A 24,030-nucleotide genomic window follows, 5' to 3' on the forward strand; every position below is an offset into this window, starting at 1 on the left:
AATCCCGACGGGGTGGCGATGGCGCGGCGGGCGAGCGAAGCTGCCGGAGACCGGCGGCGGTCCACGATCCGCGAGGTCGCCGACCGGGCCGGGGTGTCCGTGGCGACCGTCTCCCGGATCCTGACCGGCAGCTACCCGGCCGCCCCGTCGACCCGGGCGCGGGTGATGCGTGCGGTCAAGGAGCTGGACTACGTCGCCAACGCGCACGCCCGGGCACTGGCTGGTACCCCGAGCAAGAGCATCGCGATCGTGCTCAACTCGGTGATCTCGCCCCACTACGCCCACGTGGCCCAGGGCGTCGAGGCCCAAGCCGCCGCCGAGGGCCGGTTGTGTTTGATCGGCACCACCGGCGGCGACCCGGAGCGCGAGCTCGCGATGGTCAAGTTCATGCGGGAACAGCATGCCGAGGCGGTCATCCTGGTCGGCAACGTGGTGGCCGACGACAAGTACCGGGAACGGATGGGCCAGTACGCGCGCGCGCTGGCCGCGATCGGCTCCCGGCTGGTGCTGTGCGGGCGCCCGTCGCTCGGCCCCGACGTGCCCGCGATCCTCGTGGAGTACGACCACGTGGGCGGCGCGTTCGCGGCCACCAGCCATCTCCTGTCCGCAGGGCACCGGCGGATCCTGTGCCTGGGCTACCGCGCCGGCTACACCACGGTCGAGGGGCGGCTGACCGGGTACCGGCAGGCGTTGGCCGCGCACGGCGTGCCGCACGACCCCACCCTGGAGGTCGAGGGCACGATGGAACGGCACGAGGGCTACCGGATGATGACGGAACGACTGGCCGCCGGCGACCGCGACTTCACCGCCGTCTTCGCCATCAACGACCTCATCGCCGGCGGCGCATACCGGGCGCTCGCCGAGCGTGGACTGCGGGTACCCGACGACGTGTCGATGGTCGGCTTCGACGACCTGCCGCCCGCGCCCGACCTCAACCTGACCACCGTGCACCTGCCCCACGAGGAGGTCGGGCGCACCGCCGTGCGCCTCGCGCTGGAGCACGAGGCACGCGGCGGCGCACCGCCACACGTCACCCTCGGCACGCACCTGGTCGTACGGGACTCGGTCCGTCCGCTCCTGAGGTGACGCCGGGCGCGCGGCTCAGGTGGCAGCGGCGTACTCGGTCGCCAGTTCCTCGGCGAGCTTGTCGCCACCGGCCTGCTTCCACTGGCTGACCGCGTCCTTCCACGCGGAGACCGGCTTGCGGCCGAAGACGATGGCCGACACGGCGTCGCCGACGATCCGGTTCAGCTCGGCTCCCTTGCTGCTCTGCGTCGCCGAACGCAGGCCGACGGCGGGGTCGGCCACGCTCTTCGGCAGCACCGCCTTCTCCCACTCGTGCACGGCGCGGGCCGCCTCGGGGTGCCCCGGCAGGTACAGCACGGCCGGCGCGACCCCGATGTACTTGACCGGCAGGTTGGTGTTGTTCTCCACACCGGACAGCTCGGTGGGCACGATGCCGCCGGCCTCCTTGGTGAAGTGCACTCCTTCGACACCGTAGTTGGCCAGCTCGTACTCGGCGGTGCCGAACGGTGCGCTGAGGTAGTCGCAGACGCGAAGGAGCAGCTTGATCCGGTCGGGGCTAGCCTTCTTGAAGGCCACGTGGCCGAAGAATCCGGTGCCGCGCCAGGGCGTGGGGGTGGGCCCGTACGGCCGGCCGAGGTCGAGCTGGAACCGGCCATTGATCTTGGCAAGGGTGTTGGGGGCCACCGCGCCGAACCCGTCGCTGATCGACACCACGGTGCCGCTGTGCCAGAACGTCTGCAGGTCGGTGGCGCTGAGCGTGAGGCTGTCCGGATGGTAGGCCCCGGCCTCGGCGAGGCGGCGCATGACACCGAGCGCCTCCTCGAACTGCGCGGTGGTGAGCGTGCTGACGAACTTCCCACCGTCCACCCGCCACTGGTTGGGCGCGCCGAGCGAACCGGCGTGGTAGGTGATCGCCCCAGCGCCCGCGAACAGGGACTTGGAGCCCCCGATGCCCCACCGCCGGCCGCCGGTGACCTCCCGCATCGCGGCCACGTACCCCTCGGTGTCCCACTGGACCGGCACACCGGCCTGGTTCAGGGCGGTGCGGTTGACGAACAGGCTGTTGCCCGGTGCCGGCCGCTCCAACGGCACGCCGTAGATCCGGCCGTTGATGCGGCCCATCGCCTTCCAGGCGCGCGTCGGGATGTTGGCGAGGTGGGGATACTCCCGCACCGCGTCGCCGCTGACCAGGTCGGAGATGTCGGCGCACTGTGCCTGGATGAACTCGGCCGCGCGGGGTAGCGCCAGCTGACTGAACATGATGATGTCCGGCAGGTCGTCGCCGGAGGCCATCAGCGTGGTCATCTTCTGGCCGTACTCGGCGTCGGGAATGACCACGAGCTTCAGGTTGACGTTGAGCGCCTTGTTGATCGCCTGCCAGAACCGGTTGGCCTCCGCGGGTTTGGGCGGGGCGCCGTAGGTGATGACCATCGCGGTGACGTCGGAGCCGTCACCGACGGTGTCGTTCACCGACCTGGCCACCTGCTGCGGGTAGGTCAGGTACAGGGCTTGCACGCCCTCGTCGTCGCCGGGCGCGTCCGGCCGCGGACCGGCGAACGGCACGTACGCGGGCCACGGCGCCAGATCCTTGCCGGCGTTGCCGACATCGCGTCTGGCCCCGTCACCACAGCCGGTGAGCAGCGGCCCGGCGACACCGGCCAGCGCGCCCGCGCCGGCCAGCCTCAACAACGACCGTCGGTTGACATGAGCGGACATGCGGTCCCTCCTCTCTAGAGGGTGACATCTATGCCTTGAGGGCCCCGGTGAGGACACCCTTGACGAAGTAGCGCTGGAGGAACGGATAGACGACCACGATCGGCGCGGTGGCGAGCACCACCACGGCCATCTGTGTCGACTGTGGCGCGGCGGTGGCCACGGCCTCCCCGGTCATGTCCGCGCCTCCGGTCACGTACTGCCGCAGGACCGTGCCGATCGGCCACTTCGACTGGTCGTTGAAGTAGATGATGGCCTCGAAGAACCGGTTCCAGTACGCCACCGCGTAGAACAGACCGACGACCGCCAGCACCGCCTTCGACAGGGGCAGCACCACCCGCCACAGCATGGCCAGGTCCCCGGCGCCGTCGATGCGCGCCGCCTCCAGCAACTCCGCCGGAATGGACTGGAAGAAGCCGCGCATCACGACCAGGTTGAAGACGTTGACCAGGAACGGCAGGATCAGCGCGGCGTACTGGTCGAACAGTCCGGTGGTGCGCACCACCAGGAACAGCGGGATCATTCCCGGCGGGAAGAGAAACGTGAACAGGACCAGCAGCAGGACCGGCCGGCCGCCGTACACCCCCGGCCGGCTGAGCGCGTACGCCAGGAAGACCGTGCAGGTCAGGCTCAGTGCCGTACCGACGACGGTGACGCCCGCGCTCACCAGCAGGGCGCGCGTCACGACACCGCCGTCGAGGATCTCGGTGTACGCGTCGAAGGTGATCCGCCGCGGCCACACGACCCAGCCGCCGTTGGCGATCACGTCCTGGGGCGCGGCGAGGCTCGTCGCCACGACGGTCCAGATCGGGAACAGCACGAGCAGCACGACCACGGCCAGCGCGACCGCCTTCGCCGCCCGGATGGCCGGCCCGGGTCGCCCCTGCCAGGCAGGGTACGCATGCCTCATCGCTGGTACACCCCCTGCTCGCCGAGGCGGTGCGCCACCTTGTTCGCCGTGTAGACGAGAACGACGCCGATGACGCCCTTGAACAGCCCGGCCGCGGCGGCGTAGCCAAACTCGCCGTTGGCGAAGCCGGTGAAGTACACGAACGTGTCGAGCACCTCCCCGACCTCCGGGCCGACCGCCTGCCGCTGCAGGAAGAACTGCTCGAAGCCGACGTCCAGGAACTCGCCGAGCCGCAGCACGAGCAGCAGCACCAGGACCGGCCGGATACCCGGCAGGGTCACGTGCCACAGCCGCCGCCACCAGCCGGCGCCGTCCAGCGCCGACGCCTCGTACTGCTGCTCGTCCACCTGGGACAGCGCGGCGAGGAAGATGATGGTGGCCCAGCCGCACTCCTTCCAGAGCACCTGCACGACCACCAGCGGCTTGTACGCGTCCGGGTTGCCGATGACGTGGAGAGAGCCCAGACCCAGGTCACCCAGCCACCCGTTGACCACGCCGGCCCCGCCGAGCATGTGCTGGAACAGCGCCACGACGATCACCCACGACAGGAAGTGCGGCAGGTACACCACGCTCTGCACGAACCGCCTGACGACGTTGCCGACCAGGCTGTGCAGCAGCAGCGCCAGGGCCAGCGGCGCGGGGAAGAAGAAGACGATCTGGAGCGCGGCGATCACCACCGTGTTGCGGACGGCGTTCCAGAAGCCCGGGTCGCCGAACATCTGCCGGAAGTTCGCCAGCCCGACCCATTCGCTGCCCGCGATGCCCAGGAAGGGCACATAGTCCAGGAAGGCCAGCGTGTTGCCGAACAGCGCGCCGTAGTGGAAGACCAGGAAATAGGCGACGCCGGGGACCATCAGCAGCAGTAGCAGCCGGTCCCGCCGGATCCGCTGGCGGTGGCCGCGCCGCGACCTTCGGCCGGCGCGGCGGGTATCGCGGCCGGTGAGGGCGGTGGGACGCCGCCCGACGTCGGACGACCGCGGTGCATCGATCGCGCTCACGTCGGCGGCCCCTCCCCGTGACCATGACTCTCGTCATCTGGCCGTAACAAGGTGGGATGAAGATAAAGCGCTTACGTGGATGAGTCAACCACTGGACCTTGCCTGCCTTCGATACGTAGGCTCCACTGTGAGTAACCGTTTACATCGACGAACTCAACCGGAGGACGGTCCGTGCCGGAACGCCCTGTCGCGCTCCTCGCCATGCAGCCCTGGGCGCTGCCCGACCTCTTCCCGCCGGACGTGCTGAACCGGCTGCGGACACTGGCACGGCTCGCACCGGCCACCGTCCTCACGTCGTTCCGGACCGTGGAGGCCACCGCCGCGCTGCGCGACGTGGACGTCCTGCTGACCGGCTGGGGCTGCCCGCGCATCGACGACGCGGTCCTGGCCGCGACGCCGCGGCTCGGTGCCGTGATCCACACCGCCGGTTCGGTGAAGAGACACGTCGACCCGGTGGTGTTCGCCCGGGGCATCGCCGTCTCGTCGGCCGCGCAGGCGAACGCGGTGCCGGTCGCCGAGTACACGGTCGCCGCTGTCGTCTTCGGCGCCAAACGGGTGCTCTCCCGCGCCCACTGGTTCGCCCACGACCGCACCGCCGGTGACTGGCGCTCCGGCGCCGGCACCGGGCTCTACGGCCGCACGGTCGGAGTCGTCGGCGCCTCCCGCACGGGCCGGCTCGTCCTGGAGCGGCTCCGGGACTTCGACGTACGACTGCTGCTGGCCGACCCGTACCTCACCGCCGAACAGGCCCGTGCCGTCGGCGCGGAGCTGGTCGACACCGACGCGCTGTGCCGCCGCGCCGACCTGGTCACCCTCCACGCGCCTGCGCTGCCGCAGACCCGTCACCTGCTCGACGCTCGGCGGCTCGGTCTGCTCCGGGACGGCACCGTGTTGATCAACACCGCCCGGGGGTCGCTGGTGGACACCGTCGCCCTCACGGCCCACTGCGTCACGGGCCGCATCGAGGCCGTGCTCGACGTCACCGACCCCGAACCGCTGCCCGCCGACCATCCGCTCCTGCACCTACCCAACGTGCTGGTCACCCCGCACCTGGCCGGGTCGCAGGGACACGAGCTGCGCCGCCTGGGCGAGTTCGCGGTGGCGGAGGTCCGGCGGCTGGTCCGCGGCGAGCCGCTGCTCGGCGCCATCCACGGCGCGGATCTGCACCGGATCGCGTAACCAGCGTTCCCGACCGGGTTTCCGGGGTCGGTCCACCGGACCGCTGCCGCTGATCGAGCCGCGCGGACAGCCGGGAACTTTCTGGTTCCACCACCCGACTACCCGACCGGGAGACGGCGACCGGGCAGCCCCCTGGCTCGAAGGGCACGAGCCATCCCGATCCCACACCTTCGTACCCGATCGGAGCAGCCGATGTCCGTGACCCAACTTCCCGGCGACCCGCCGCAGGCCTCCCCCACCGCGGCACCGGCCCGCCGGCCCACGCCCCTCGCCGCGTTGCTGGCCCGCCTGCACTTCTACGCCGGCATCATGGTCGCCCCGTTCCTGCTGGTCGCCGCCCTGACCGGTCTCGCCTACACGATCAACCCACAACTGGACCAGGCCCTCTACGGCGACCAGCTCACCGTGGCCGCCGTCGGCGACCGGTCGAAGCCCCTCGCCGAGCAGGTCACCGCCGCCCGTGCCGCGCACCCAGACGGCACCCTCGCCAGCGTGCTACCCGGCGCCGGCGAGCAGACCACCCGGGTGGTGTTCTCCCGGCCCGACCTGGGCGACAAGCAGCACACCGTCTACGTCGACCCGTACACCGGCGAGGTCAGGGGTCAGCTGACCACCTGGTCGGACGCCACCCCGGCCACCACCTGGCTGGACGACCTACACCGCAACCTGCACCTGGGTGACCTCGGCCGGCACTACTCCGAGATCGCCGCCAGCTGGCTGTGGATCCTCGTCCTCAGCGGGACCATCCTGTGGTGGCGCCGCCGAGGCGCCACGCGCGCCCGGAGCAGACACCTGCTCGTGCCGGATCTGTCCGTCCGCAAGGGGGTGCGGCGCACCCGTGGCTGGCACGCCACCACCGGCGTCTGGCTCGCCGTCGGCCTGCTCTTCCTCTCCGCCACCGGACTGACCTGGTCCCGGTACGCCGGCGACAACTTCAGCGCCGCGCTGGGCGCCCTGAACGCCGGCCGTCCACCGCTCTCCACCGTCCTCGACGGCGCACCCCCCGCCACCGGCGGCGAGCACCAGCACGGCGGTCCCGACACCGCAACCGAGGCGGACCCGGCGACGTACGACCGGGCGCTGGCCATCGCCCGCGACGCCGGCCTGGCCGGCCCCGTCGAGATCACCCCCGCCGAGGCACCCGGCACCGCGTGGACCGTCGCCCAGACCGACAACACCTGGCCCGTCGCCCGCGACCGCGTCGCCGTCGACCCCGCCACCGGCACCGTCACCGCCCGCAGCGACTTCGCCGACTGGCCCCTGCTCGCCCAACTCAGCGACCTCGGCATCCAGGCCCACATGGGCGTGCTGTTCGGCCCGGTCAACCAGCTCCTGCTCGCCGCGCTCGCCCTCGGCCTGCTCTGCGTCATCACCTGGGGCTACCGCATGTGGTGGCAACGCCGCCCCACCCGCGCCGACCGCCGCCTCCCGCTCGGCGCCCCGCCCGCCCGCGGCGGCGTCCGCGGCCTGCCCTGGTGGGCGCTGCTGCTCGGCGTGCCGGTCACCGTGGCAGCCGGGTGGGCGCTGCCCTGGTTCGGCGTCACGCTGCTCGGCTTCCTCGTCGTCGACGTGATCCTCGGCGCGGTCGCCCGCCGCCGTGCCGGCGCGGTGGCGCCCACCTCGCCCGGCGGCTGACCCCCGGCCGCCTCGGAGTGGCACACCCCACCACGGTGGGCGGTGGCCCGGTCAGGTCGCCCGCTCCGGTTCGTCGGTGAGCAGCGCGGCAAGCTCAGCGGCGGATCGGGGCCGGCTTCCGGCCAGCCCGGGGATCCGGTCGAGGAGCCGGTGCACCAGTGGGGCCCAGGCGGGCAGCAGGTACGCCGCCGCGAGGAGTCGCGGGTCGGCCAGCCCCTCCGCCGCCGGCACGGTACACACACCGCCGCCGCTGACCACGGCCACCGTGTCGGCCCAGCGAAAGGCGAGATCGACGTCGTGGGTGGACAGCACGACCGTCGTGCCGGCGGCGTGCAGGTCGTCCAGGGTGGAGAGCAGCGCCTCCACGGCGACCGGGTCGAGCCCGGCGGTCGGCTCGTCGAGGATGAGCAGCCGGGGTCGCATCGCGACCGCGCCGGCGATGGCCACCCGCTTGCGCTGGCCGTAGGAGAGCAGGTGGGTGGGGCGGTCGGCGACCGAGGTCACGCCGAGCGCCGCGAGGGCCTGGTCGCAGCGCCGCCGGACCTGCTCGGGGGGCAGCCCGAGGTTGACCGGTCCGAAGGAGACGTCCTGCCGGACACTGGCGGAGAAGAGCTGGTCGTCCGGATCCTGCAACACCAGCTGCACCTGTTGGCGTACCGCCCGCAGCCCGGCCCGGGTGTGCCGCACCCGGCTGCCGGCGATCGTGACATGGCCGCGGCGGGGCGTCAACGAACCGGCCGCCAGCCGGAACAGGGTCGTCTTGCCGCCACCGTTGGGCCCGACCACGGCCAGCCGCCGGCCCGGCTCGACGCGAAGGTCGACCCCGGTCAGGATCGGACGCTCCGGCTGGTAGGCGAAGTGCACCCCGGCGAACTCCAGCAGCGGGCCGGTCACCACCCGGCCTCCACGACGACGGTGGCAGCGACGACCGACACGAGCAACCCCACCGTCGCCGCCACGAACGGCGGCGACACCCGGAGAACCTCCACCTGCACCGCGAGCGACCCGGTGTACCCCCGCAACGCCAACCCCTCCTCCAGCCTGCGTGCCCGGTGGAACGCCCGGACGAACACCGCGCCCGCCTGCCCGGCGAGCGACCGGTAGGTGGTGCGCCAGGTCCGGAACCCGAGCCGCGCCGCCTGCGCCTCGCGGACCGCCCGCACGCTGTCCACCAGCAGGAAGAGCATCCGGTACGTCAGCGCGGCGACCTCGCTGACCGCCGGAGGAACCCCCAGCCGGTGCAGCCGGGGCAGCACGTCCGACAGCGGCGTGGTGGCGCTGAACAGCAGTAGGCAGGCCAACGCCGCCACCGAGCGGCCGGCGGTCTGCGCCGCCAGCGCCCATCCGGCCGGGTCGACCGTCAACCGCGTCGCCGCCGGCACCGTCACCAACAGCGGCACGGTCGAGGTCGCCACGAACAGCAGCGGCACCCGCGCCGCGCGCAGCACCAGGACCGGTGACACCCGGGCGGGCCCGACCAGCAGCAGCGTCGCCGCCGTGCCGGACAGCGCCGCACCCGGCCACGGGGGCAGGCTCACCGCGCAGGCCAGCAGCCCGAGGGAGAGCAACGCCTTCTCGGCCGGGTGCCGCGAGCGCCACGCTCCGGTGTGCGCCGCGACATCGAGGGCGAACACCTACTCGCCCGGCTGTTCGACAGCGGCGTCCCGCTGCCGCTGCCGCGTCCGGGCGACTCCGAAGTAGTATCCGAGGAACCCCGCGCCCAGCGCGGCCTGGAGCGCGAACAGCGCCGACTCCACTTCACCCGACGGCGGTTCGTAGATCGGCGCGAACCACGGCTCGTAGTCCGGGTGCTCGTCCACGATGGCCTGTTCGGCCAGCGCGTCGGACCCGGCGAACGGTTCCTCCCCCGACCCGAGGCCCAGCGCCAGCGGTGCCACCGCCAGGGCCAGCACCGCGAGCAACAGCAGCAGGTTCACCCGCGAGAAGCGCTTCATGACCGCACCTGCGCCGGTGTCCCGAGCACGCCGAGCCGGCGCAGGTCGTCTCCGCTGGTACGGGTCAGCAGCCGGACCACCAACACGGACAGCAGTCCCTCGCTGATGGCCAACGGGATCTGGGTCACGGCGAAGATCCCGCCGAACTTCACCAGCGCGCCGGCGAACCCGGTCGACTGATCCGGGAACGCCAGCGCCAACTGGACGCTGGTGACGCAGTACGTGGCCAGGTCACCGAGGGCCGCGGCGGCGAAGACCGCCACGTCCAGTCCGCCACCGGCTCGGCGGATCAGCACGTAGACCCCGTACGCCACCCAGGGTCCGACGACCGCCATCGAGAAAAGGTTGGCGCCCAGCGTGCTCAGCCCGCCGTGGGCCAGCAGCACCGCCTGGAACAGCAGCACGATGCCGCCCAGCACACTCATCACCGGCGGCCGGAACAGCACCGCCCCCAACCCGGTGCCGGTCGGATGCGAGCAGGAACCGGTGACCGACGGGATCTTCAACGCGGACAGCACGAACGTGAACGCGCCAGCCGCCCCGAGCAGCAGTTTCGTCTCTGGGTCCTGCCGAACCTGGCGTACCAGGGTCCGGCTGCCGTGGACAACGAACGGTGCGGAAACCACGAACCACGCCGCGGCCTGCACCGGGGGTAGGTACCCCTCGGCGATGTGCATCGACGACCTTCCTCTCCAGCACCTCGTGGATGAGATCACCTGTCAAGGCCGGTCTCCTGGCTCCCGGATCGACGCTCACTCCGGCCTTCCCGGGCCCGGGTGGGCCCAGTGGCGTCATCAGAGATCGCTACCCGGTCACAGTGGCGAGGGCCGCGCCGGTCTCCCACCGGCTTCCCGTGCACCTTGACGGCGGGAAGGCTATCGGGCGGGCATTCCCGGGGCAAGGGGCCGGTGCCGGCCGCGGCGCGGACGAGGGCGGTCCACGGCCACGTGACCGTCGACGACCGGTGAGACGAAGTCGACACCCCGACCCGACATCTGGTGTTGCCTGCTCGATGGTGGCGGCATATATGGTGTCCCACGCAGCTGGTTCGGTCCTCCCGTGGCGGGGTGACCGAGGCAAGAGGGAACCCGGTGCGAGTCCGGGACTGCCCCGCAGCGGTGAGTGGGAACGACCGCCGTCACCACGCACTGGGCCCGACCGGGCCTGGGAAGCGACGGCCAGTAGGCGACCGGGACCCCGGTCTGGCCCGCGAGTCCGAAGACCTGCCAGCGCGCCGTGCGCGTTCGCGGGCGGCGGTCGGAGGTCGCGCGGGACGACCGACGCCAGCGCCGGGTCGTCCCCATGGGCCCGTTGGCGTCCTCCCGCGTCCGAGGACCATCGGAGACGGCGAGGAGAGACCATGACGGTCGTGGAGGACAGGCCGGCGTCCGGTGCGGGCGCACCGGAGCAGCGCCGGCAGGTGATGCAGGTGCGCAAGCGCAACGGCGACAGCGAGCCGGTCGACGTCAACAGGATCGTCGAGGCGGTCGAGCGGTGGGTCGCCGACCTGGACCAGGTGGACCCGCTGCGGGTCGCCACCAAGACGATCAGCGGCCTGTACGACGGGGCGACCACCGCCGAGCTGGACAAGCTGTCGATCCAGACGGCGGCGGAGTTGATCGGCGAGGAACCGCAGTACTCCAGGCTGGCGGCGCGGTTGCTGTCCGCGTACGTGGACGGGGAGGTCCGCGGGCAGCAGGTGGCCAGCTTCAGCCAGTCCATCCGGTACGCCCACGGCCTGGGCCTGATCGGCGACGAGACCGCCGCGTTCGTCACCCGCAACGCGCGCAAGCTGGACGACGCCGTGGACCCGACGGGTGACCTGCGGTTCGAGTACTTCGGGCTGCGCACCGTCGCCGACCGGTACCTGCTGCGCCACCCCGAGTCCCGGCTGGTGGTGGAGACACCACAGTACTGGCTGCTGCGGGTGGCCTGCGGGTTGTCCGAGACGCCGGCCGAGGCGATCGGGTTCTACCGGCTGATGTCGTCGCTGGCGTACCTGCCCAGCTCGCCGACGCTGTTCAACTCCGGCACCCGGCACACCCAGATGTCGTCGTGCTTCCTGGTCGACTCGCCCCGCGACGAGTTGGACTCGATCTACGAGCGGTACCACCAGGTGGCGAAGCTGTCGAAGTTCTCCGGCGGCATCGGCATCTCCTGGTCACGGGTACGCGGCCGGGGCGCGCTGATCCGCGGCACCAACGGCCGGTCGAACGGCATCGTGCCGTTCCTCAAGACCCTCGACGCCGGCGTGGCGGCGGTCAACCAGGGCGGGCGGCGCAAGGGCGCGGCCTGCGTCTACCTGGAGCCGTGGCACCCGGACATCGAGGAGTTCCTCGAACTGCGGGACAACACCGGCGAGGAGTCCCGGCGTACCCACAACCTGAACCTGGCCAACTGGATCCCGGACGAGTTCATGCGCCGGGTGGAGGCGGACGAGCACTGGTCGCTCATCGACCCGTCCGACGCGCCGGAGCTGCCCGACCTCTACGGCGAGGAGTTCGACGCCGCCTACCGGATCGCGGAGAAGAAGGCGGTCCGCACCGTCAGGGCCCGGGACCTGTACGGCCGGATGATGCGGACCCTGGCGCAGACCGGCAACGGGTGGATGACGTTCAAGGACCCGTCGAACCGGCTGTCCAACCAGACCGGTGTCCCGGGCAACACGATCCACCTGTCGAACCTGTGCACCGAGATCCTGGAGGTGAACAGCGACACCGAGACCGCGGTGTGCAACCTGGGATCGGTCAACCTCGGCGCCCACGTCACCGCCGACGGTGTCGACTGGGAACGGCTGCGGTCCACGGTCCGCACCGCGGTGGTGTTCCTCGACCGGGTGATCGACATCAACTACTACCCGGCCGGGCAGGCCGCGGCGTCGAACCCCCGCTGGCGACCGGTCGGGCTCGGCCTGATGGGCCTGCAGGACGCCTTCTTCACCCTGCGCCTGCCGTTCGACTCCCCGGCCGCGAAGGAGCTGTCCACCCGGGTGCAGGAGGAGATCTTCCTGACCGCCCTGGAGACATCCGCCGGATTGGCCGAGCGGTTCGGCCCGCACCCGGCGTACGCCGAGACCCGCGCCGCGCGGGGCGAGCTGCACCCGGACCTGTGGGGCGCCGAACCCGCGCAGCGCGAGCGGTGGGCGGCGCTGCGATCGGCGATCGCGGCACACGGCCTGCGTAACTCGCTGCTGGTCGCGATCGCCCCGACCGCGACGATCGCCTCGATCGCCGGTTGCTACGAGTGCATCGAGCCGCAGGTGTCCAACCTGTTCAAACGCGAGACCATGTCCGGCGAGTTCCTTCAGGTCAACACGTACCTGGTCGGTGAGCTGAAGGCGCGCGGGCTGTGGACACCGGAGATCCGGGACCAGATCAAACGCGCCGAGGGGTCGGTGCAGGGAATCACCGGCCTCCCCGCCGACGTGCGGGAGCTGTTCCGCACCGCCTGGGAGCTGCCGCAGCGGGCACTCATCGACCTCGCCGCCGCCCGCGCGCCGTTCGTCGACCAGTCGCAGTCGTTGAACCTGTTCCTGGCCGCGCCGACCATCGGCAAGCTGTCGTCGATGTACCTGTACGCCTGGAAGTCCGGGCTGAAGACCACCTACTACCTGCGTTCGCGTCCCGCGACGCGGATCCAGCAGGCCACCGTCGCCGTCGCCCCGGCGGTCACGCCGCTCGTCGTCGCCGGCGACGACGAGGCGCTGGCCTGTTCCCTGGAGAACCCCGAGAGCTGCGAGGCCTGCCAGTGACCATGACCCACGCACCCCACACCACCGGCACCGGTCAGCGGCACCTGCTGCTCGACCCCGGCATGGACCTGACCCTGCGCCCGATGCGCTACCCGCACTTCTTCGACCGGTTCAAGGACGCGATCAAGAACACCTGGACCGTCGAGGAGGTCGATCTGCACTCCGACCTCGCCGACCTGGCCCGGCTCTCCCCCGCCGAGCAGCACCTGGTGTCCCGGCTGGTGGCGTTCTTCGCCACCGGCGACACCATCGTCGCCAACAACCTGGTGCTCAACCTGTACCAGCACGTCAACTCCCCCGAGGGCCGGCTCTACCTGTCCCGGCAGCTCTTCGAGGAGGCGGTGCACGTCCAGTTCTACCTGAACCTGCTCGACACCTACGTGCCCGACGAGAGGGAACGCTTCGCCGCGTTCGCCGCGATCGAGAACATCCCGTCGATCCGGCGCAAGGCCGAGTTCTGCTTCCGCTGGATCGACTCCGTCTTCGCGCTGCGCGAGCTGAGGACCCGGGCGGACCGCAGGACGTTCCTGCTGAACCTGATCTGCTTCGCCGCGTGCATCGAGGGCCTGTTCTTCTACGGCGCCTTCGCCTACGTCTACTTCCTGCGCTCGCGTGGCCTGCTCAACGGGCTCGCCTCCGGCACCAACTGGGTGTTCCGCGACGAGTCCATGCACATGGCGTTCGCGTTCGACGTGGTCGACACCGTCCGGCGCGAGGAACCGGAGCTGTTCGACGACGAGATGGTCGCCCAGGTACGCGACATGCTCGCCGAGGCCGTCGAGTGCGAGGCCCAGTTCGCCGAGGACCTGCTCGAACAGGGCGTCTCCGGGCTGTCCCTGACGGACATGCGCGAGTATCTGCAGCACGTGGCGGACCGCCGGCTCGCCCAGCTCGGCATCGCACCACTGTACGGCTCGACGAACCCGTTCGCGTTCATGGAGTTGCAGGACGTCCAGGAGTTGTCGAACTTCTTCGAGCGGCGGGTGTCGGCGTACCAGGTGGGCGTCACCGGCAGCGTCACCTTCGACGACGACTTCTGACCGCCGGCCGGGGTGGACGGTCCTACCGGGGCGGCCCGCGCCTTTGGGCTGGCATCCGCCAATGCCCTGTACCCGCGCCGCCAGCAGCGGTGACGTCGGGGACAGCTACGACCGGACGGCCGGCAGCCCGAGCGGGGCACGCTGCTGCACGCCGCTCGTCGCGGTCATCGTCGGCGTGACCCGCAACCGTCGGGCCTACCTCGCCGAGGCGCAGGCCCGGTGTTCGCCGCCGAGCAGAGCAAGGAGGAGGAAGCCCGGCGCCGGGCCACCGAGGAGCGGCTGCGATCGCCCCGCAGGCGGTGCGGGTCGGAACACAGAAGCCGCACCCGCGCGACTCGTGACCGGTGGGTCGGGGTAGGTGTGCCGGACGACGACCCGTCGCGTCGTTCGCACCGCCCATCCGCAGGTTCCAGGCGCGCCGTACTTCGTCCCGGCCGCGTCCCACCCCGAGTTGGCCGGGCACCGGTCCCTCTTCGTCGACCTGCTCGGCCACGGGCTGAGCGACCGCCCGGCGGCTTTCGGCTACACGCTGGAGGAGCACGCCGCCGCCCTGGCCACGGCGCTGGACCACGCGGGGGTCCGGGCGGCGAACGTGGTGGCCCACAGCATGGGCGACGGGGTGGCGGTGGTGCTCGCCCACCACCGGCCCGACCTCGTCGGCCGGCTCGTGCTGGTGGAGGCGAACCTGGAGCCGAGCCCGGCGCCGAGGGTCGGCGGCAGCGGCATCAACGCGTACACCGAGGAAGAGTTCCTTGCCGGCGGTCTCGCCGAGGCCCTCGACCGGGTCGGACCGCTCTGGGCGGCCACCATGCGGCAGATGCTGGAGCGCCGGCCGATCCCCCGGACCTTCGTCCAGGGCGAGCGGGGCCTTCCGGTGCGCGACCCGGATGGACTGACCGCTGCCGGCGTACGGGTCGTGACGGTGCCGAACGCCGGTCACGACGTCTTGCTCGACAACCCGGAGGAGTTCGCCCGGGTGGCCGCCGCCGGTCTGGCCGGGCCCCGAGTGCCCGGGTCGCGGTGAGCAGGTCCGCGGGGGTGGCGGGGCGGCGAAGACCCGTCGGACGCGTTCGGCCTCGATCGGGTGGCGTCCGTCAGCGGGTCCGTCGGGCCGCCGGGCGGGACGTACGGTCGGTGGGAGACCGTGGACGGCCTCTCCGTTCCGGCCACGTCGCGTTCCCGGCACCGCCCGGGTCCGCCGTCCCCGCCTGGCGGGCGGGCGCCCCAGCGAGGAGGTGTGCGGGTGGAAGCGTCGGTCAGCAGAACCGGTGCCACCGGCACAGGCGCCCGCGTGGTCCGTTCGATGGCGGTCGCGGTCCCGGCGGTGTTGGTGATTCTGGTACTCCGGCGCGCCCGCCGGCACGCGATGGGCGACGCCGGGCACACCACCGACATCGACGACTGGTACCCGGTCGACGAGACGGGAGAGTTTCCCGGGGGAGAGACCGCCGTCGCGCGCACCAGCCGGTAGGGCACCTAACCCGGCGAGCCGGGTGATCACCGCCGGGGCAGGGCCGGTGCGGATCCGAGATGTCGCCGCCGGCTGCCCGGTCGTCCTGTGGATCCGGCGTGGCGGTCAGGTACATCCGGCTCGCTGAACCCAGGTGTGCCGGTAGTGTGGGCATTACCCCGTTTAGCAGCAGAAGGGGCATTCGCCCTATCTCCGATACCACGATGAGGCGAGCGAGATGTCAGAGCGGACGGCACAGCCGGCACGAGACCACGGGCCGGCGGTGCTCGTTCCCGCCATGTCCGGCGGCTATCCGGGGCCGCTGCGGCGGCCGGTGCCCGGCGCATCGCTGATCAAGTTCCTGGCCACCACCGACCACAAGCAGATCGGACTGCTGTACCTGCTCACCTCGTTCGGGTTCTTCGTCGCCGCCGGGGTGGAGGCGATGCTGATCCGCGCCGAGTTGGCCAGGCCGGGGCTGCAGTTGCTCTCGGCCGAGCAGTACAACCAACTGTTCACCTCGCACGGCGCCGTGATGCTGCTGCTGTTCGCCACCCCGGCGGCGTTCGGGTTCGCCAACTACGTCGTGCCGATCCAGATCGGCGCACCCGACGTCTCGTTCCCCCGCCTCAATGCCCTCGCGTACTGGCTGTACCTCTTCGGCGGGCTGCTGGTCATGGGCGGGTTCATGACGCCAGCCGGCTCGGCCGACTTCGGCTGGACCGCCTACACCCCGCTGAGCAGCGTCGAGCACTCCCCCGGCGTCGGCGCGAACATGTGGGTCGTCGGGCTGGTCATCTCCGGCCTGGGCACGATCCTCGGTGCGGTCAACCTGATCACCACGGTCCTCACCCTGCGGGCTCCGGGGATGACCATGTTCCGGATGCCGATCTTCACCTGGAACATGCTGATCACCAGTCTCCTGGTGGTCCTGGTCTTCCCCCTGCTCGCCGCGGCCCTGCTGGCGCTGATGGCCGACCGGCTGCTCAACGCCCACGTCTACGACCCGGCGACCGGCGGGCCGATGCTCTGGCAGCACCTGTTCTGGTTCTTCGGCCACCCCGAGGTGTACATCATCGCGCTGCCGTTCTTCGGCATCGTCACCGAGGTCATCCCCGTCTTCTCCCGCAAGCCGCTGTTCGGCTACAAGGGCATGGTCGGTGCCACGATCTTCATCGCCGGCTATTCCATGATCGTCTGGGCTCATCACATGTTCACCACGGGACAGGTGCTGTTGCCCTTCTTCGCCGCCACCACGTTCCTCATCGCCGTGCCGACCGGCGTGAAGTACTTCAACTGGCTCGGCACCATGTGGAAGGGGCAGCTGACCTTCGAGACACCGATGCTGTTCGCGATCGGTTTCCTCGTCACCTTCCTGCTCGGCGGGCTGACCGGAGTGCTGCTGGCGAGCCCGCCCGTGGACTTCCACATCCACGACAGCTACTTCGTCGTCGCCCACTTCCACTACGTCGTGTTCGGCACGGTGGTCTTCGCCCTCTTCGCCGGCATCTACTTCTGGTTTCCCAAGATGACCGGCCGGCTCATGGACGAACGCCTCGGAAAGATCCACTTCTGGACGATGTTCACCGGCTTCCACGGCACGTTCCTGATCCACCACTGGCTCGGGGCGCAGGGCATGCCCCGCCGCTACGCCGACTACCAACCCCAGGACGGCTTCACCTGGATGCACATGTTCTCCACCATCTGGTCGTTCGTGCTCGGCGCGTCCACGCTGTTCTTCATCTGGAACGCGTGGAAGTCCTGGCGCTACGGCGCCAGGGTCACCGTCCAGGACCCGTGGGGCTTCGGCAACTCCCTGGAGTGGGCCACCAGTTGCCCGCCCCCACTGCGCAACTTCGACACGATGCTGCGCATCCGCTCCGAACGGCCCGCCTTCGACGCCAAGTACGGGTCGCACGTCGCGGACCTCGGCCGCGACCTGCCCCAGCGCGACGTCAAACCCCGGCAGACCCTGCGCGAGGAGCTACACCACGAGCAACGGGTTCCCGAGCCACCGAGCCAGCAGGGTGCCTACGGTCCTCGCGAGGCGACCGACTACCAGCCCGCCCCCGAGTCCGGGGCCCGACCGGTGGAGGTGCCCGACCCCGACGACATCCGGCGGCCCAGCTTCGACCAGACCGACGAACCGGAACGCGACCCCTGGGGTGGACAACGCAGCCCCACGGATCCCGACGACCGATGGCGACGTCCAGAGGGCGGCGCCGACACCGAAGGGCGGTAGCACCCCACGCCTCGACGGATCGGACGCCCGGCAGCCGCCCTCGTGCGGCGGGTCGCGCAGCACGCGCCGCTGCCGCGGGCCGCCCGCCCGAGGTGGATCGGGGCGCGCGGCCTGCGAACAGCAGCGGTCGGGCAGCGTACGCCCGTCAGGCGCACAGTGCGTGGACGACCCGACGGGTCGGTCTCCCGCCGGGACGGTGCCCCGTCCCGGCGGATCGCGTCACCTCAGGTAGGCGGCGAGGCCGATCTGCTGGTTGCGCACAGCGCCGGCCACGACGCCGGCGATCTGGCGTGCGCCGGCCGCCTCGAAGTGGGTGTGGTCGTTGCAGAAGAACGCGCCCACCGCGCCCTGGGTGTAGTCGCCGTTGTTCGGGCACAGACCGAGCCGGTTGTAGAGCGTGTAGCTCAACCGGTGCAGGTCGATGACCGGCACGTTGCCGTTCGCGGCGGCGGCGTCGAACGTCTCGGTCAGGAAGCCCCGGTTGCCGACCGCCGTGTTCCCGTCGCACCTGATCGCGGCGACGGGCGTGAGGAAGACCGGGTTAGCGCCACGCTCGCGGGCCGCCCGGGCCATGACCCCCAGCAGCTCCTTGTACCGGGCCGACCCCACGTGCCGGGGGCAGGTGCTCGTCCCGTCGTTGATGCCGAACTGGATGAACAGGTAGTCGCCCGCCTTCATGCCGGTCGACCGGTCGAGCATGGCCCGCCAGCGGCTCGAGTAGGTGGCCGGACTGACGATGCACTCACCGGCGGAGTTCTTGTTGCTGGTGACGTTCGGGTCGTACAGCCAGGTCTGGATGCTGCGGCCACCGACCGCGCTGTTGACCACCGTGACGCCGCTGGTGAAGTACGGGGCGAACTGGCCACCCCAGCCGGCCGGGCAGGCGGCGCCGCCGGACGGGTTGGCCATGGTGGAGTCGCCGGCCAACCAGACGGTGACCCGGCCCGGCGGCGCCGAGCTGGGCGACGCGGGTGGGCTGCTCGGCGACGCCGGTGGGGTCGACGGCCCGGCGCAGGGCGACACGGTGGGCGTGGGGGGTGTGCCCCCGCACACCGTGCCGTTGAGCGTGAACGTCGACGGCACCGGATTCGTCGTGGTCCAGGAGCCGTTGAACCCGAAGTTCACCGTCGCGTTGGTCCCGATGGCGCCGTTGTGGCCGGCGTTCCTGGCCGTCACCGCGGTGCCGCTCTGGGTCACCGTGGCGTTCCACGCCTGGATGACATTCTGGCCGGTGGCGAAGCTCCAGGTGAGTGTCCAGCCGTTGATCGCGTCACCGTGGTTGGTGACGGTGACGTCCGCGCCGAAGCCGCCCGCCCACTGGTTGGTCACCCGGTACTCCACCCGGCATCCGGCCGCGGCCGCGACCGCGAGCTGACCGGTCACGACGTAACCGCCGGCCAGGGTCGCCAGCACGGTCGCCATCAGTGCCGCGAGCTGACGTGTCGACACACGCATGACTGCTCCCCTCACCCGGTCACCAGTTGCCACTGCTGGTTCGTGCCGCCGTTGTCGCCGCGTTGCGCCAGCGCGGTCCCCTCGGCGGTGGATCCGCCCGGGACCTCGAGCAGCTTTCCGCTGTTGCGGTTGACGAGCTTGACGTGACCGTCGGCGGTGACGCTCTGCCAGTGCTGGTTGGTGCCGCCGTTGTCGCGGTACTGGATGACGGCCGCGCCGTCGCTGGTGGAGCGGGCGTTCACGTCGAGCACCTTGCCGCTGGCGACGTTGACGAGCTTGCTGAACCCGCTACCGGCGTCCACGAGCTGCCACCGCTGGGCGGCCGCGCCGGTGTCGGTGGCCTGGACCGCCGCCGCGCCGTCGGCGGTGGAGTTGCCGCTGACCGACAACACCTTGCCGCTGTTGCGGTTGACCACCTTGTACTGGCGGGCCGGTGTGGTCGTGCCGAGACGGGCCGCGACGATCGGGGTGAGCCGGTCGGCGATCATCTGGTGACCGCGGTCGTTGGGGTGCACGGCGTCGCCCAGACCCTCGGCGGTCAGCCAGCCGTCGGTGTTGACGAAGTAGACGTTGCGGTCACCGGAGTTGTTGACCGCCTGCACGGCGGCCTGGGTCTCCGTCACGTACCGGCCCCGGAAGGTCTTCAGCGCCAGGATCGCGGCGTTGGGGTACTTCGCGCGGATGTTGCGGATGAACGCCGTGTACGACGCCTGGAAGGTGGGGCCCGACACGCTGTGCCCCACGTCGTTCGTACCGAGGTTGATGACCACCGCGTCGGCCCGGTAGCGGGAGAAGTCCCACGGCGTGGAACTGCCCGCGTCGATGTTGAAGTACCGTCGCTCCATCCCCCAGCAACCGTCCGGCGCGGCGACCAGGCAGGCTCCGCCGATGGCGATCTGGGTGTGCTCCACACCGAGCCGTTCCCCGACCAGCCAGGCGTAGTCCGTGATGGCCAGCTTCGAACTGCCGGTGCCCGCGGTGATCGAGTCGCCGACGAACTCGACCAGCTTCGGCGCGACCGGCAGCGCGTACGTGCGGGCTCCGGAGTCCAGGACCAACCCGGTGAACACGGCGTCACCGTTGTACGAGCCGGCCCGCTGCCGGTAGGAGACCACCAGTGTGTGGTTGCCGGCGCGCAGCGGGGTGGGGGTCAGGTTCACCGTCCCGCTGACGTTGCGATAGTTGACGAAGGGGCCACCGTCGATGCTGGCCCAGAACTCCACCGCGTTGCGCTGCTTGAGCCGCACCGTCGTGCCGGTGAAGCCGGTGCGCAGGTACGCTCCGGCCCAGTTCGACGCGAACGCGGCGGTCGAGCTGCGGTCCCACCGGCCGATGAAGGAGATGTTCGGGTCCGAGGTGGACCCGTCTCCGGGCGCGGCGTGGGCGGGAGCCGCCACCGCGACGGTCGCGGCGGCCGCGACCGCCATCGCGACGACGGTACTGGCGATTGTGCGGAACAGGCGTTTGGATGGCCCCATGTGATCGTCCTCCCGATGCCCTCCGGAAACGGCCGGAAAGCGCTTGCCGTACGATAGAAAGCGATGGAAGTCGATGTCGATCGGGTGGTCGCCCGGCGGTCGATTCGCTGCGCCGGGCGGCATACGCGCGCTGGACCGACCTCCGGGCAAGGTCATCCGACCAGGTGGTGAGGTGCGCGGGGCGTACCCGAGGCACGCCCCGCACGTGCCGGCGACGCGATGGCGGGTTACGGGGCGGGCAGGCTCCACTGCTGGTTGCTACCGCCGTTGTCGGACCACTGCACAACGGCTGCGCCGTCGGCGGTGGATCGTTGGTACACATCCAGCACCTTGCCACTGTGGCGGTTGACGAGCTTGACGTAGTCGCCACTGCTGACCCGTTGCCAGTGCTGGTTGGCGCCACCGTTGTCGCTGTACTGGATCACGGTCGCCCCGTCGGCGGTGGATCGGGCGTCGACGTCGAGCACCTTGCCGCTGTTGCGGTTGACCAACTTGACGTAACCGCCGCCGGCGTCCACGACCTGCCACTGCTGACTGGCGGCACCGGTGTCCGACTGCTGGACGATCGGGGCACCGTCCGCCGTGGAGGCGCCACTGACCCCGATGACCTTGCCGCTGTTGCGGTTGACCAGCTTGACGTGACCGCTCGGCGCCGGTGTCGTCGGTGCCGGGCTCGCGCCGTCGGCGCGCAGGACGTACGTGGTGACGCTCTGCGCGGGCAGGTCCAGCGAGGCGGTGCCGCCGGACACGGCCGGCAGCCCGATCGCGGCCAGGTTCTCGGTGGCGCTGGTGCGATAGGCGCTGCTCGCCGTGAGGCTGCCGACCGGTAGCCGCACGTCCACGCTCTGGGTGGTGGTGGTCAGGTTGTTGACCACGAGTGTCCAGTTGCCGTTGAGCAGCGTGGCCATGATCTGCACCCCGCTCGGCGCGCCGGCCACCGGGTAGCGGACGGATCCGGGGCGGACGAACTTGCTGTACTGCCCGAGGGTGTGGAACCGTTTGGTCAGGTACAGGTTCTGGTTGCCGTTGCTGGCGTAGTTCGGGTCGAAGTAGATCAGCCCGTCGTTGTAGCCGGTGCTGTTGATGGTGGTCGCGCAGGACGGGTTACCGCCGGGGCTGCAGCCCATGACCTTCGACAGCGCCGTCCACCAGTGGAAGGCCGAGTCGTTGGCGATCGTGAGGTCCCGGTGGATGATGCTGGCCATCGGCAGAGCGCCGGTGATGGTCGGGTCGTACTGCGCACCGTAGGTGTTCCCGCTACTGCTGTTCCAGCAGCAGATCTCGGTGGCCCAGGTCGGCTTGCCGTACCGGCCGGCCATCGCCGGCACCTGCGCCAGGGTCGAGTCGCCGGGGAAGTCGTAGGTGTGGTGGGCGAGGTTCGCCACGTACTGCGCGGTGCCGGGCTGCCCGATCCACTGCGGCACCTCCGACAGGAACCGGGGTAGCTTGTCGGTCTCGTCGGCGCTGATCCGCGCGAACGGAGCCCGCGACGCCAGGGTCTGCCCGACCGCCCGCACCACGTCGTCGCGCTGGTCCGCCGCGACCAGCATGCCCTCCTGTGTGCACTGGGAGAAGGACACCGCCGGCTCGTTCATCGGACTGACGTAGTTGATCCGCACCCCCTCGGCGTTGAAGTGCGTGACGATGTCGGCCAGATAGTTGGCGTACGCCTGCTCGGAGCCGGCCTTCAGCCTGCCGCCGCAGGTCCTGCCGTTGCTGGTCCACACCGCCGGAGCGCTGTTGACGAACCCGACGATGTCCGGCACCCCGTACTGCGCGGCATGACGCAGGAACGTGGTGCCACCCGGGTCACGACTCCAGTCGTACCGTCCAGGCGACACCTGGAACGTCTGCGGCGCCCGGTCGCCGGCCTGCACCCCGACCCCACCACCGCCGATGTTGAACCGGTACGCCGACAACTGGATACCGCTGGCGCCGAACAACAACTCCGCCACCCGCTGCTGATTCGCCGTGGAGAAGCGGGCGAGATCATTGACCCACCAGGCACCGGACGCCCCGATGTTCTGGATCGTCTGTGCCGGCGCCGACGACACCTGGGCGACCGCGGCCGCCGCAGCCGGTGCGGTGACCACCGCCACGGCCACACCGGCGGCCAGCGCGGTCGCCGCGGCGGCGACCGCGACTCGCGGGGGGACTCGGCGGACCTGGCTGTCAGCGGTGCGATGCCGGTGTCTGCGACCGGCTCTGAGCTGAGACACGGAGACTCCTTCGGTCTGCGATGGCCATGATCGACGTAGCGACACCGGTGACAACACACCGACCGGCGACGGGCGGCGCGTCGGCACAGCGCCCTCGGAGCGTCGGGCTCCCCGACGAAAGCCGCTCGGCATCCGGCACCACGATGCGAAGCTCATCGATTGACACTTCCGGTCCCCACGGAGACACTGGCTGTTATATCCGGGGAGCGAGAACGCTAACACCCGCCAAAAGTGAAGACAATCCTCGGAACGGGATGTTTCGCCCATCGCCACAACCGTCGTGGCTGATCTTTCCGGGGGTGACCGGCGGGCGTCGGCCACGGATCGACCGAGGACAGTGACATCGCCGCCCACCTAGCTGAGAGCCAGCGACACCCCGAGGGACGCCATCACCGCGGCGATCGCCCCGTCCACGACCCGCCACGCCGCGGGTCGGGCGAGCAGCGGCGCCAGCCGGCGCGCGCCGAGCCCCAGTCCGGCGAACCACAACAGGCTGGCCGTTGCCGCCCCGGCTCCGAACGCCCACCGGTTCGGGTCCTGGTGGGCAACCGTGCCGAGCAGCACCACCGTGTCGAGGTAGACGTGCGGGTTGAGGAACGTGAACGCCAGGCAGGCCAGCAGCGTCGCGCGCAGCGTGGCCGGCGGACGGTCCAGCGGGGTGAGGGCGGCTGGCCGCATGGCCCGGCGGGCCGCCAGTACCGCGTACCCGAACAGGAACGCGGCGCCGCCCCACCGCACCGCCGCCAGGAGGGTGGGCGCGGCCGTCAGAGCCGCGCCCAGGCCGGCGATGCCGGCGGCCATCAGCACTGCGTCGGCGGCCGCGCAGATCGCCACGACCGGCAGGACGTGTTCACGGCGCAGCCCCTGGCGCAACACGAAGGCGTTCTGCGCCCCGATCGCGACGATCAGCGCGAGGGAGAAGCCGAACCCGGCAAGCATCGAACCCATGGTCGCCAAGCTAGGGCGATCGGCTTCCGCA

The 24,030-nt window shown here is 71.0% G+C and carries 19 protein-coding genes and 2 riboswitches; of the genes, 8 read left to right on the forward strand and 11 right to left on the reverse strand.

Features of this window, described 5'->3' with window-relative positions; genetic code table 11:
• Positions 1 to 18: 18 nt before the first annotated feature.
• Positions 19 to 1,086 (forward strand): LacI family DNA-binding transcriptional regulator, encoded by a 1,068-nt coding sequence (locus E1165_RS01695; protein ID WP_132386960.1) that lies wholly within the window; start codon positions 19 to 21, stop codon positions 1,084 to 1,086.
• 15 nt (positions 1,087 to 1,101) lie between these two features.
• On the opposite strand, the gene E1165_RS01700 is transcribed toward E1165_RS01695, so the two are convergent.
• The 3 genes from E1165_RS01700 to E1165_RS01710 are packed head-to-tail and all read right to left on the reverse strand — an operon-like array spanning position 1,102 to position 4,647.
• On the reverse strand, positions 1,102 to 2,742 hold the full coding sequence (locus E1165_RS01700; RefSeq protein WP_132386962.1) for an extracellular solute-binding protein: 1,641 nt from the start codon (positions 2,740 to 2,742) through the stop codon (positions 1,102 to 1,104).
• A 28-nt stretch (positions 2,743 to 2,770) separates the two neighbouring features.
• Positions 2,771 to 3,649 (reverse strand): carbohydrate ABC transporter permease, encoded by an 879-nt coding sequence (locus E1165_RS01705; protein ID WP_132386964.1) that lies wholly within the window; start codon positions 3,647 to 3,649, stop codon positions 2,771 to 2,773.
• On the reverse strand, positions 3,646 to 4,647 hold the full coding sequence (locus E1165_RS01710) for a sugar ABC transporter permease (RefSeq protein WP_243704539.1): 1,002 nt from the start codon (positions 4,645 to 4,647) through the stop codon (positions 3,646 to 3,648). Before E1165_RS01710 ends, E1165_RS01705 begins: the two co-directional genes overlap by 4 nt.
• Positions 4,648 to 4,818: 171 nt before the next feature.
• Between E1165_RS01710 and E1165_RS01715 the strand changes: the two genes are divergently transcribed.
• Both E1165_RS01715 and E1165_RS01720 read left to right on the forward strand, forming a co-directional pair.
• The gene (locus E1165_RS01715; protein ID WP_243704540.1) at positions 4,819 to 5,826 is read left to right on the forward strand and encodes a hydroxyacid dehydrogenase; all 1,008 of its coding nucleotides are present in this window, start codon (positions 4,819 to 4,821) and stop codon (positions 5,824 to 5,826) included.
• Between the two features lie 192 nt (positions 5,827 to 6,018).
• A complete protein-coding gene (locus E1165_RS01720) occupies positions 6,019 to 7,461 on the forward strand; it encodes a PepSY domain-containing protein (protein WP_132386966.1) in 1,443 nt (480 codons plus the stop codon).
• Between the two features lie 51 nt (positions 7,462 to 7,512).
• Here E1165_RS01720 and E1165_RS01725 read toward each other — a convergent pair whose 3' ends face one another.
• Genes E1165_RS01725 through E1165_RS01740 form a run of 4 tightly spaced genes read right to left on the reverse strand, consistent with a single transcriptional unit; the run spans position 7,513 to position 10,093 of the window.
• Positions 7,513 to 8,355, reverse strand: a complete 843-nt coding sequence (locus E1165_RS01725) for an energy-coupling factor ABC transporter ATP-binding protein (RefSeq protein ID WP_132387100.1) — start codon at positions 8,353 to 8,355, stop codon at positions 7,513 to 7,515.
• Positions 8,352 to 9,095 (reverse strand): cobalt ECF transporter T component CbiQ, encoded by a 744-nt coding sequence (cbiQ, locus tag E1165_RS01730; protein WP_132386968.1) that lies wholly within the window; start codon positions 9,093 to 9,095, stop codon positions 8,352 to 8,354. Before cbiQ ends, E1165_RS01725 begins: the two co-directional genes overlap by 4 nt.
• Positions 9,096 to 9,416: an energy-coupling factor ABC transporter substrate-binding protein gene (locus E1165_RS01735; protein WP_132386970.1), complete on the reverse strand. Its 321-nt coding sequence runs from the start codon at positions 9,414 to 9,416 to the stop codon at positions 9,096 to 9,098.
• Positions 9,413 to 10,093 carry an energy-coupling factor ABC transporter permease gene (locus E1165_RS01740; protein WP_132386972.1) on the reverse strand — a complete coding sequence of 227 codons (681 nt, stop codon included), beginning with the start codon at positions 10,091 to 10,093 and terminating at the stop codon, positions 9,413 to 9,415. Before E1165_RS01740 ends, E1165_RS01735 begins: the two co-directional genes overlap by 4 nt.
• Positions 10,094 to 10,121: 28 nt before the next feature.
• A riboswitch (cobalamin riboswitch) is annotated at positions 10,122 to 10,294 on the reverse strand.
• Positions 10,295 to 10,443: 149 nt separating this feature from the next.
• Positions 10,444 to 10,662: riboswitch (cobalamin riboswitch) on the forward strand.
• 114 nt (positions 10,663 to 10,776) lie between these two features.
• Here E1165_RS01740 and E1165_RS01745 point away from each other — a divergent pair.
• From E1165_RS01745 to ctaD, 5 genes are all read left to right on the forward strand, one after another.
• Entirely contained in the window at positions 10,777 to 13,167 is a 2,391-nt protein-coding gene (locus tag E1165_RS01745) for a ribonucleoside-diphosphate reductase subunit alpha (protein ID WP_132386974.1), read from the forward strand.
• A 2-nt stretch (positions 13,168 to 13,169) separates the two neighbouring features.
• Positions 13,170 to 14,207, forward strand: coding sequence for a ribonucleotide-diphosphate reductase subunit beta (locus E1165_RS01750; RefSeq protein WP_132386976.1), 1,038 nt, complete (start codon positions 13,170 to 13,172; stop codon positions 14,205 to 14,207).
• A 358-nt stretch (positions 14,208 to 14,565) separates the two neighbouring features.
• Complete coding sequence (locus tag E1165_RS01760; protein ID WP_132386978.1) at positions 14,566 to 15,231, forward strand: alpha/beta fold hydrolase; 666 nt, start codon at positions 14,566 to 14,568, stop codon at positions 15,229 to 15,231.
• A 279-nt stretch (positions 15,232 to 15,510) separates the two neighbouring features.
• A complete protein-coding gene (locus tag E1165_RS28760) occupies positions 15,511 to 15,678 on the forward strand; it encodes a hypothetical protein (RefSeq protein WP_165945103.1) in 168 nt (55 codons plus the stop codon).
• Positions 15,679 to 15,895: 217 nt separating this feature from the next.
• On the forward strand, positions 15,896 to 17,899 hold the full coding sequence (gene ctaD / locus E1165_RS01765) for a cytochrome c oxidase subunit I (RefSeq protein ID WP_132386980.1): 2,004 nt from the start codon (positions 15,896 to 15,898) through the stop codon (positions 17,897 to 17,899).
• A gap of 219 nt (positions 17,900 to 18,118) precedes the next feature.
• Here the strand turns inward: ctaD and E1165_RS01770 are convergent, their stop codons facing one another.
• The 4 genes from E1165_RS01770 to E1165_RS01785 form a co-directional block, all read right to left on the reverse strand.
• Positions 18,119 to 19,354 (reverse strand): cellulose binding domain-containing protein, encoded by a 1,236-nt coding sequence (locus E1165_RS01770; protein ID WP_132386982.1) that lies wholly within the window; start codon positions 19,352 to 19,354, stop codon positions 18,119 to 18,121.
• Positions 19,355 to 19,365: 11 nt separating this feature from the next.
• On the reverse strand, positions 19,366 to 20,781 hold the full coding sequence (locus E1165_RS01775) for an RICIN domain-containing protein (protein ID WP_207916452.1): 1,416 nt from the start codon (positions 20,779 to 20,781) through the stop codon (positions 19,366 to 19,368).
• Positions 20,782 to 21,059: 278 nt separating this feature from the next.
• A complete protein-coding gene (locus E1165_RS01780) occupies positions 21,060 to 23,051 on the reverse strand; it encodes a glycoside hydrolase (RefSeq protein ID WP_207916456.1) in 1,992 nt (663 codons plus the stop codon).
• Between the two features lie 354 nt (positions 23,052 to 23,405).
• Entirely contained in the window at positions 23,406 to 23,999 is a 594-nt protein-coding gene (locus E1165_RS01785; protein WP_132386988.1) for a LysE/ArgO family amino acid transporter, read from the reverse strand.
• Between the last annotated feature and the right edge of the window lie 31 nt (positions 24,000 to 24,030).

The organism is Micromonospora sp. KC723 (assembly GCF_004348595.1).
In the GTDB taxonomy this organism is placed as follows: domain Bacteria; phylum Actinomycetota; class Actinomycetes; order Mycobacteriales; family Micromonosporaceae; genus Micromonospora.

Coding starts and splice junctions, on each gene's coding strand:
- E1165_RS01740 (WP_132386972.1), bottom strand. CDS start 10,093: ATGCACATCGCCGAGGGGTACCTACCCCCGGTGCAGGCCGCGGCGTGG.
- E1165_RS01695 (WP_132386960.1), top strand. CDS start 19: ATGGCGCGGCGGGCGAGCGAAGCTGCCGGAGACCGGCGGCGGTCCACG.
- E1165_RS01775 (WP_207916452.1), bottom strand. CDS start 20,781: ATGGCGGTCGCGGCCGCCGCGACCGTCGCGGTGGCGGCTCCCGCCCAC.
- ctaD (WP_132386980.1), top strand. CDS start 15,896: ATGTCAGAGCGGACGGCACAGCCGGCACGAGACCACGGGCCGGCGGTG.
- E1165_RS01785 (WP_132386988.1), bottom strand. CDS start 23,999: ATGGGTTCGATGCTTGCCGGGTTCGGCTTCTCCCTCGCGCTGATCGTC.
- E1165_RS01770 (WP_132386982.1), bottom strand. CDS start 19,354: ATGCGTGTGTCGACACGTCAGCTCGCGGCACTGATGGCGACCGTGCTG.
- E1165_RS01745 (WP_132386974.1), top strand. CDS start 10,777: ATGACGGTCGTGGAGGACAGGCCGGCGTCCGGTGCGGGCGCACCGGAG.
- E1165_RS01720 (WP_132386966.1), top strand. CDS start 6,019: ATGTCCGTGACCCAACTTCCCGGCGACCCGCCGCAGGCCTCCCCCACC.
- E1165_RS28760 (WP_165945103.1), top strand. CDS start 15,511: ATGGCGGTCGCGGTCCCGGCGGTGTTGGTGATTCTGGTACTCCGGCGC.
- E1165_RS01700 (WP_132386962.1), bottom strand. CDS start 2,742: ATGTCCGCTCATGTCAACCGACGGTCGTTGTTGAGGCTGGCCGGCGCG.
- E1165_RS01735 (WP_132386970.1), bottom strand. CDS start 9,416: ATGAAGCGCTTCTCGCGGGTGAACCTGCTGCTGTTGCTCGCGGTGCTG.
- E1165_RS01705 (WP_132386964.1), bottom strand. CDS start 3,649: ATGAGGCATGCGTACCCTGCCTGGCAGGGGCGACCCGGGCCGGCCATC.
- E1165_RS01750 (WP_132386976.1), top strand. CDS start 13,170: ATGACCCACGCACCCCACACCACCGGCACCGGTCAGCGGCACCTGCTG.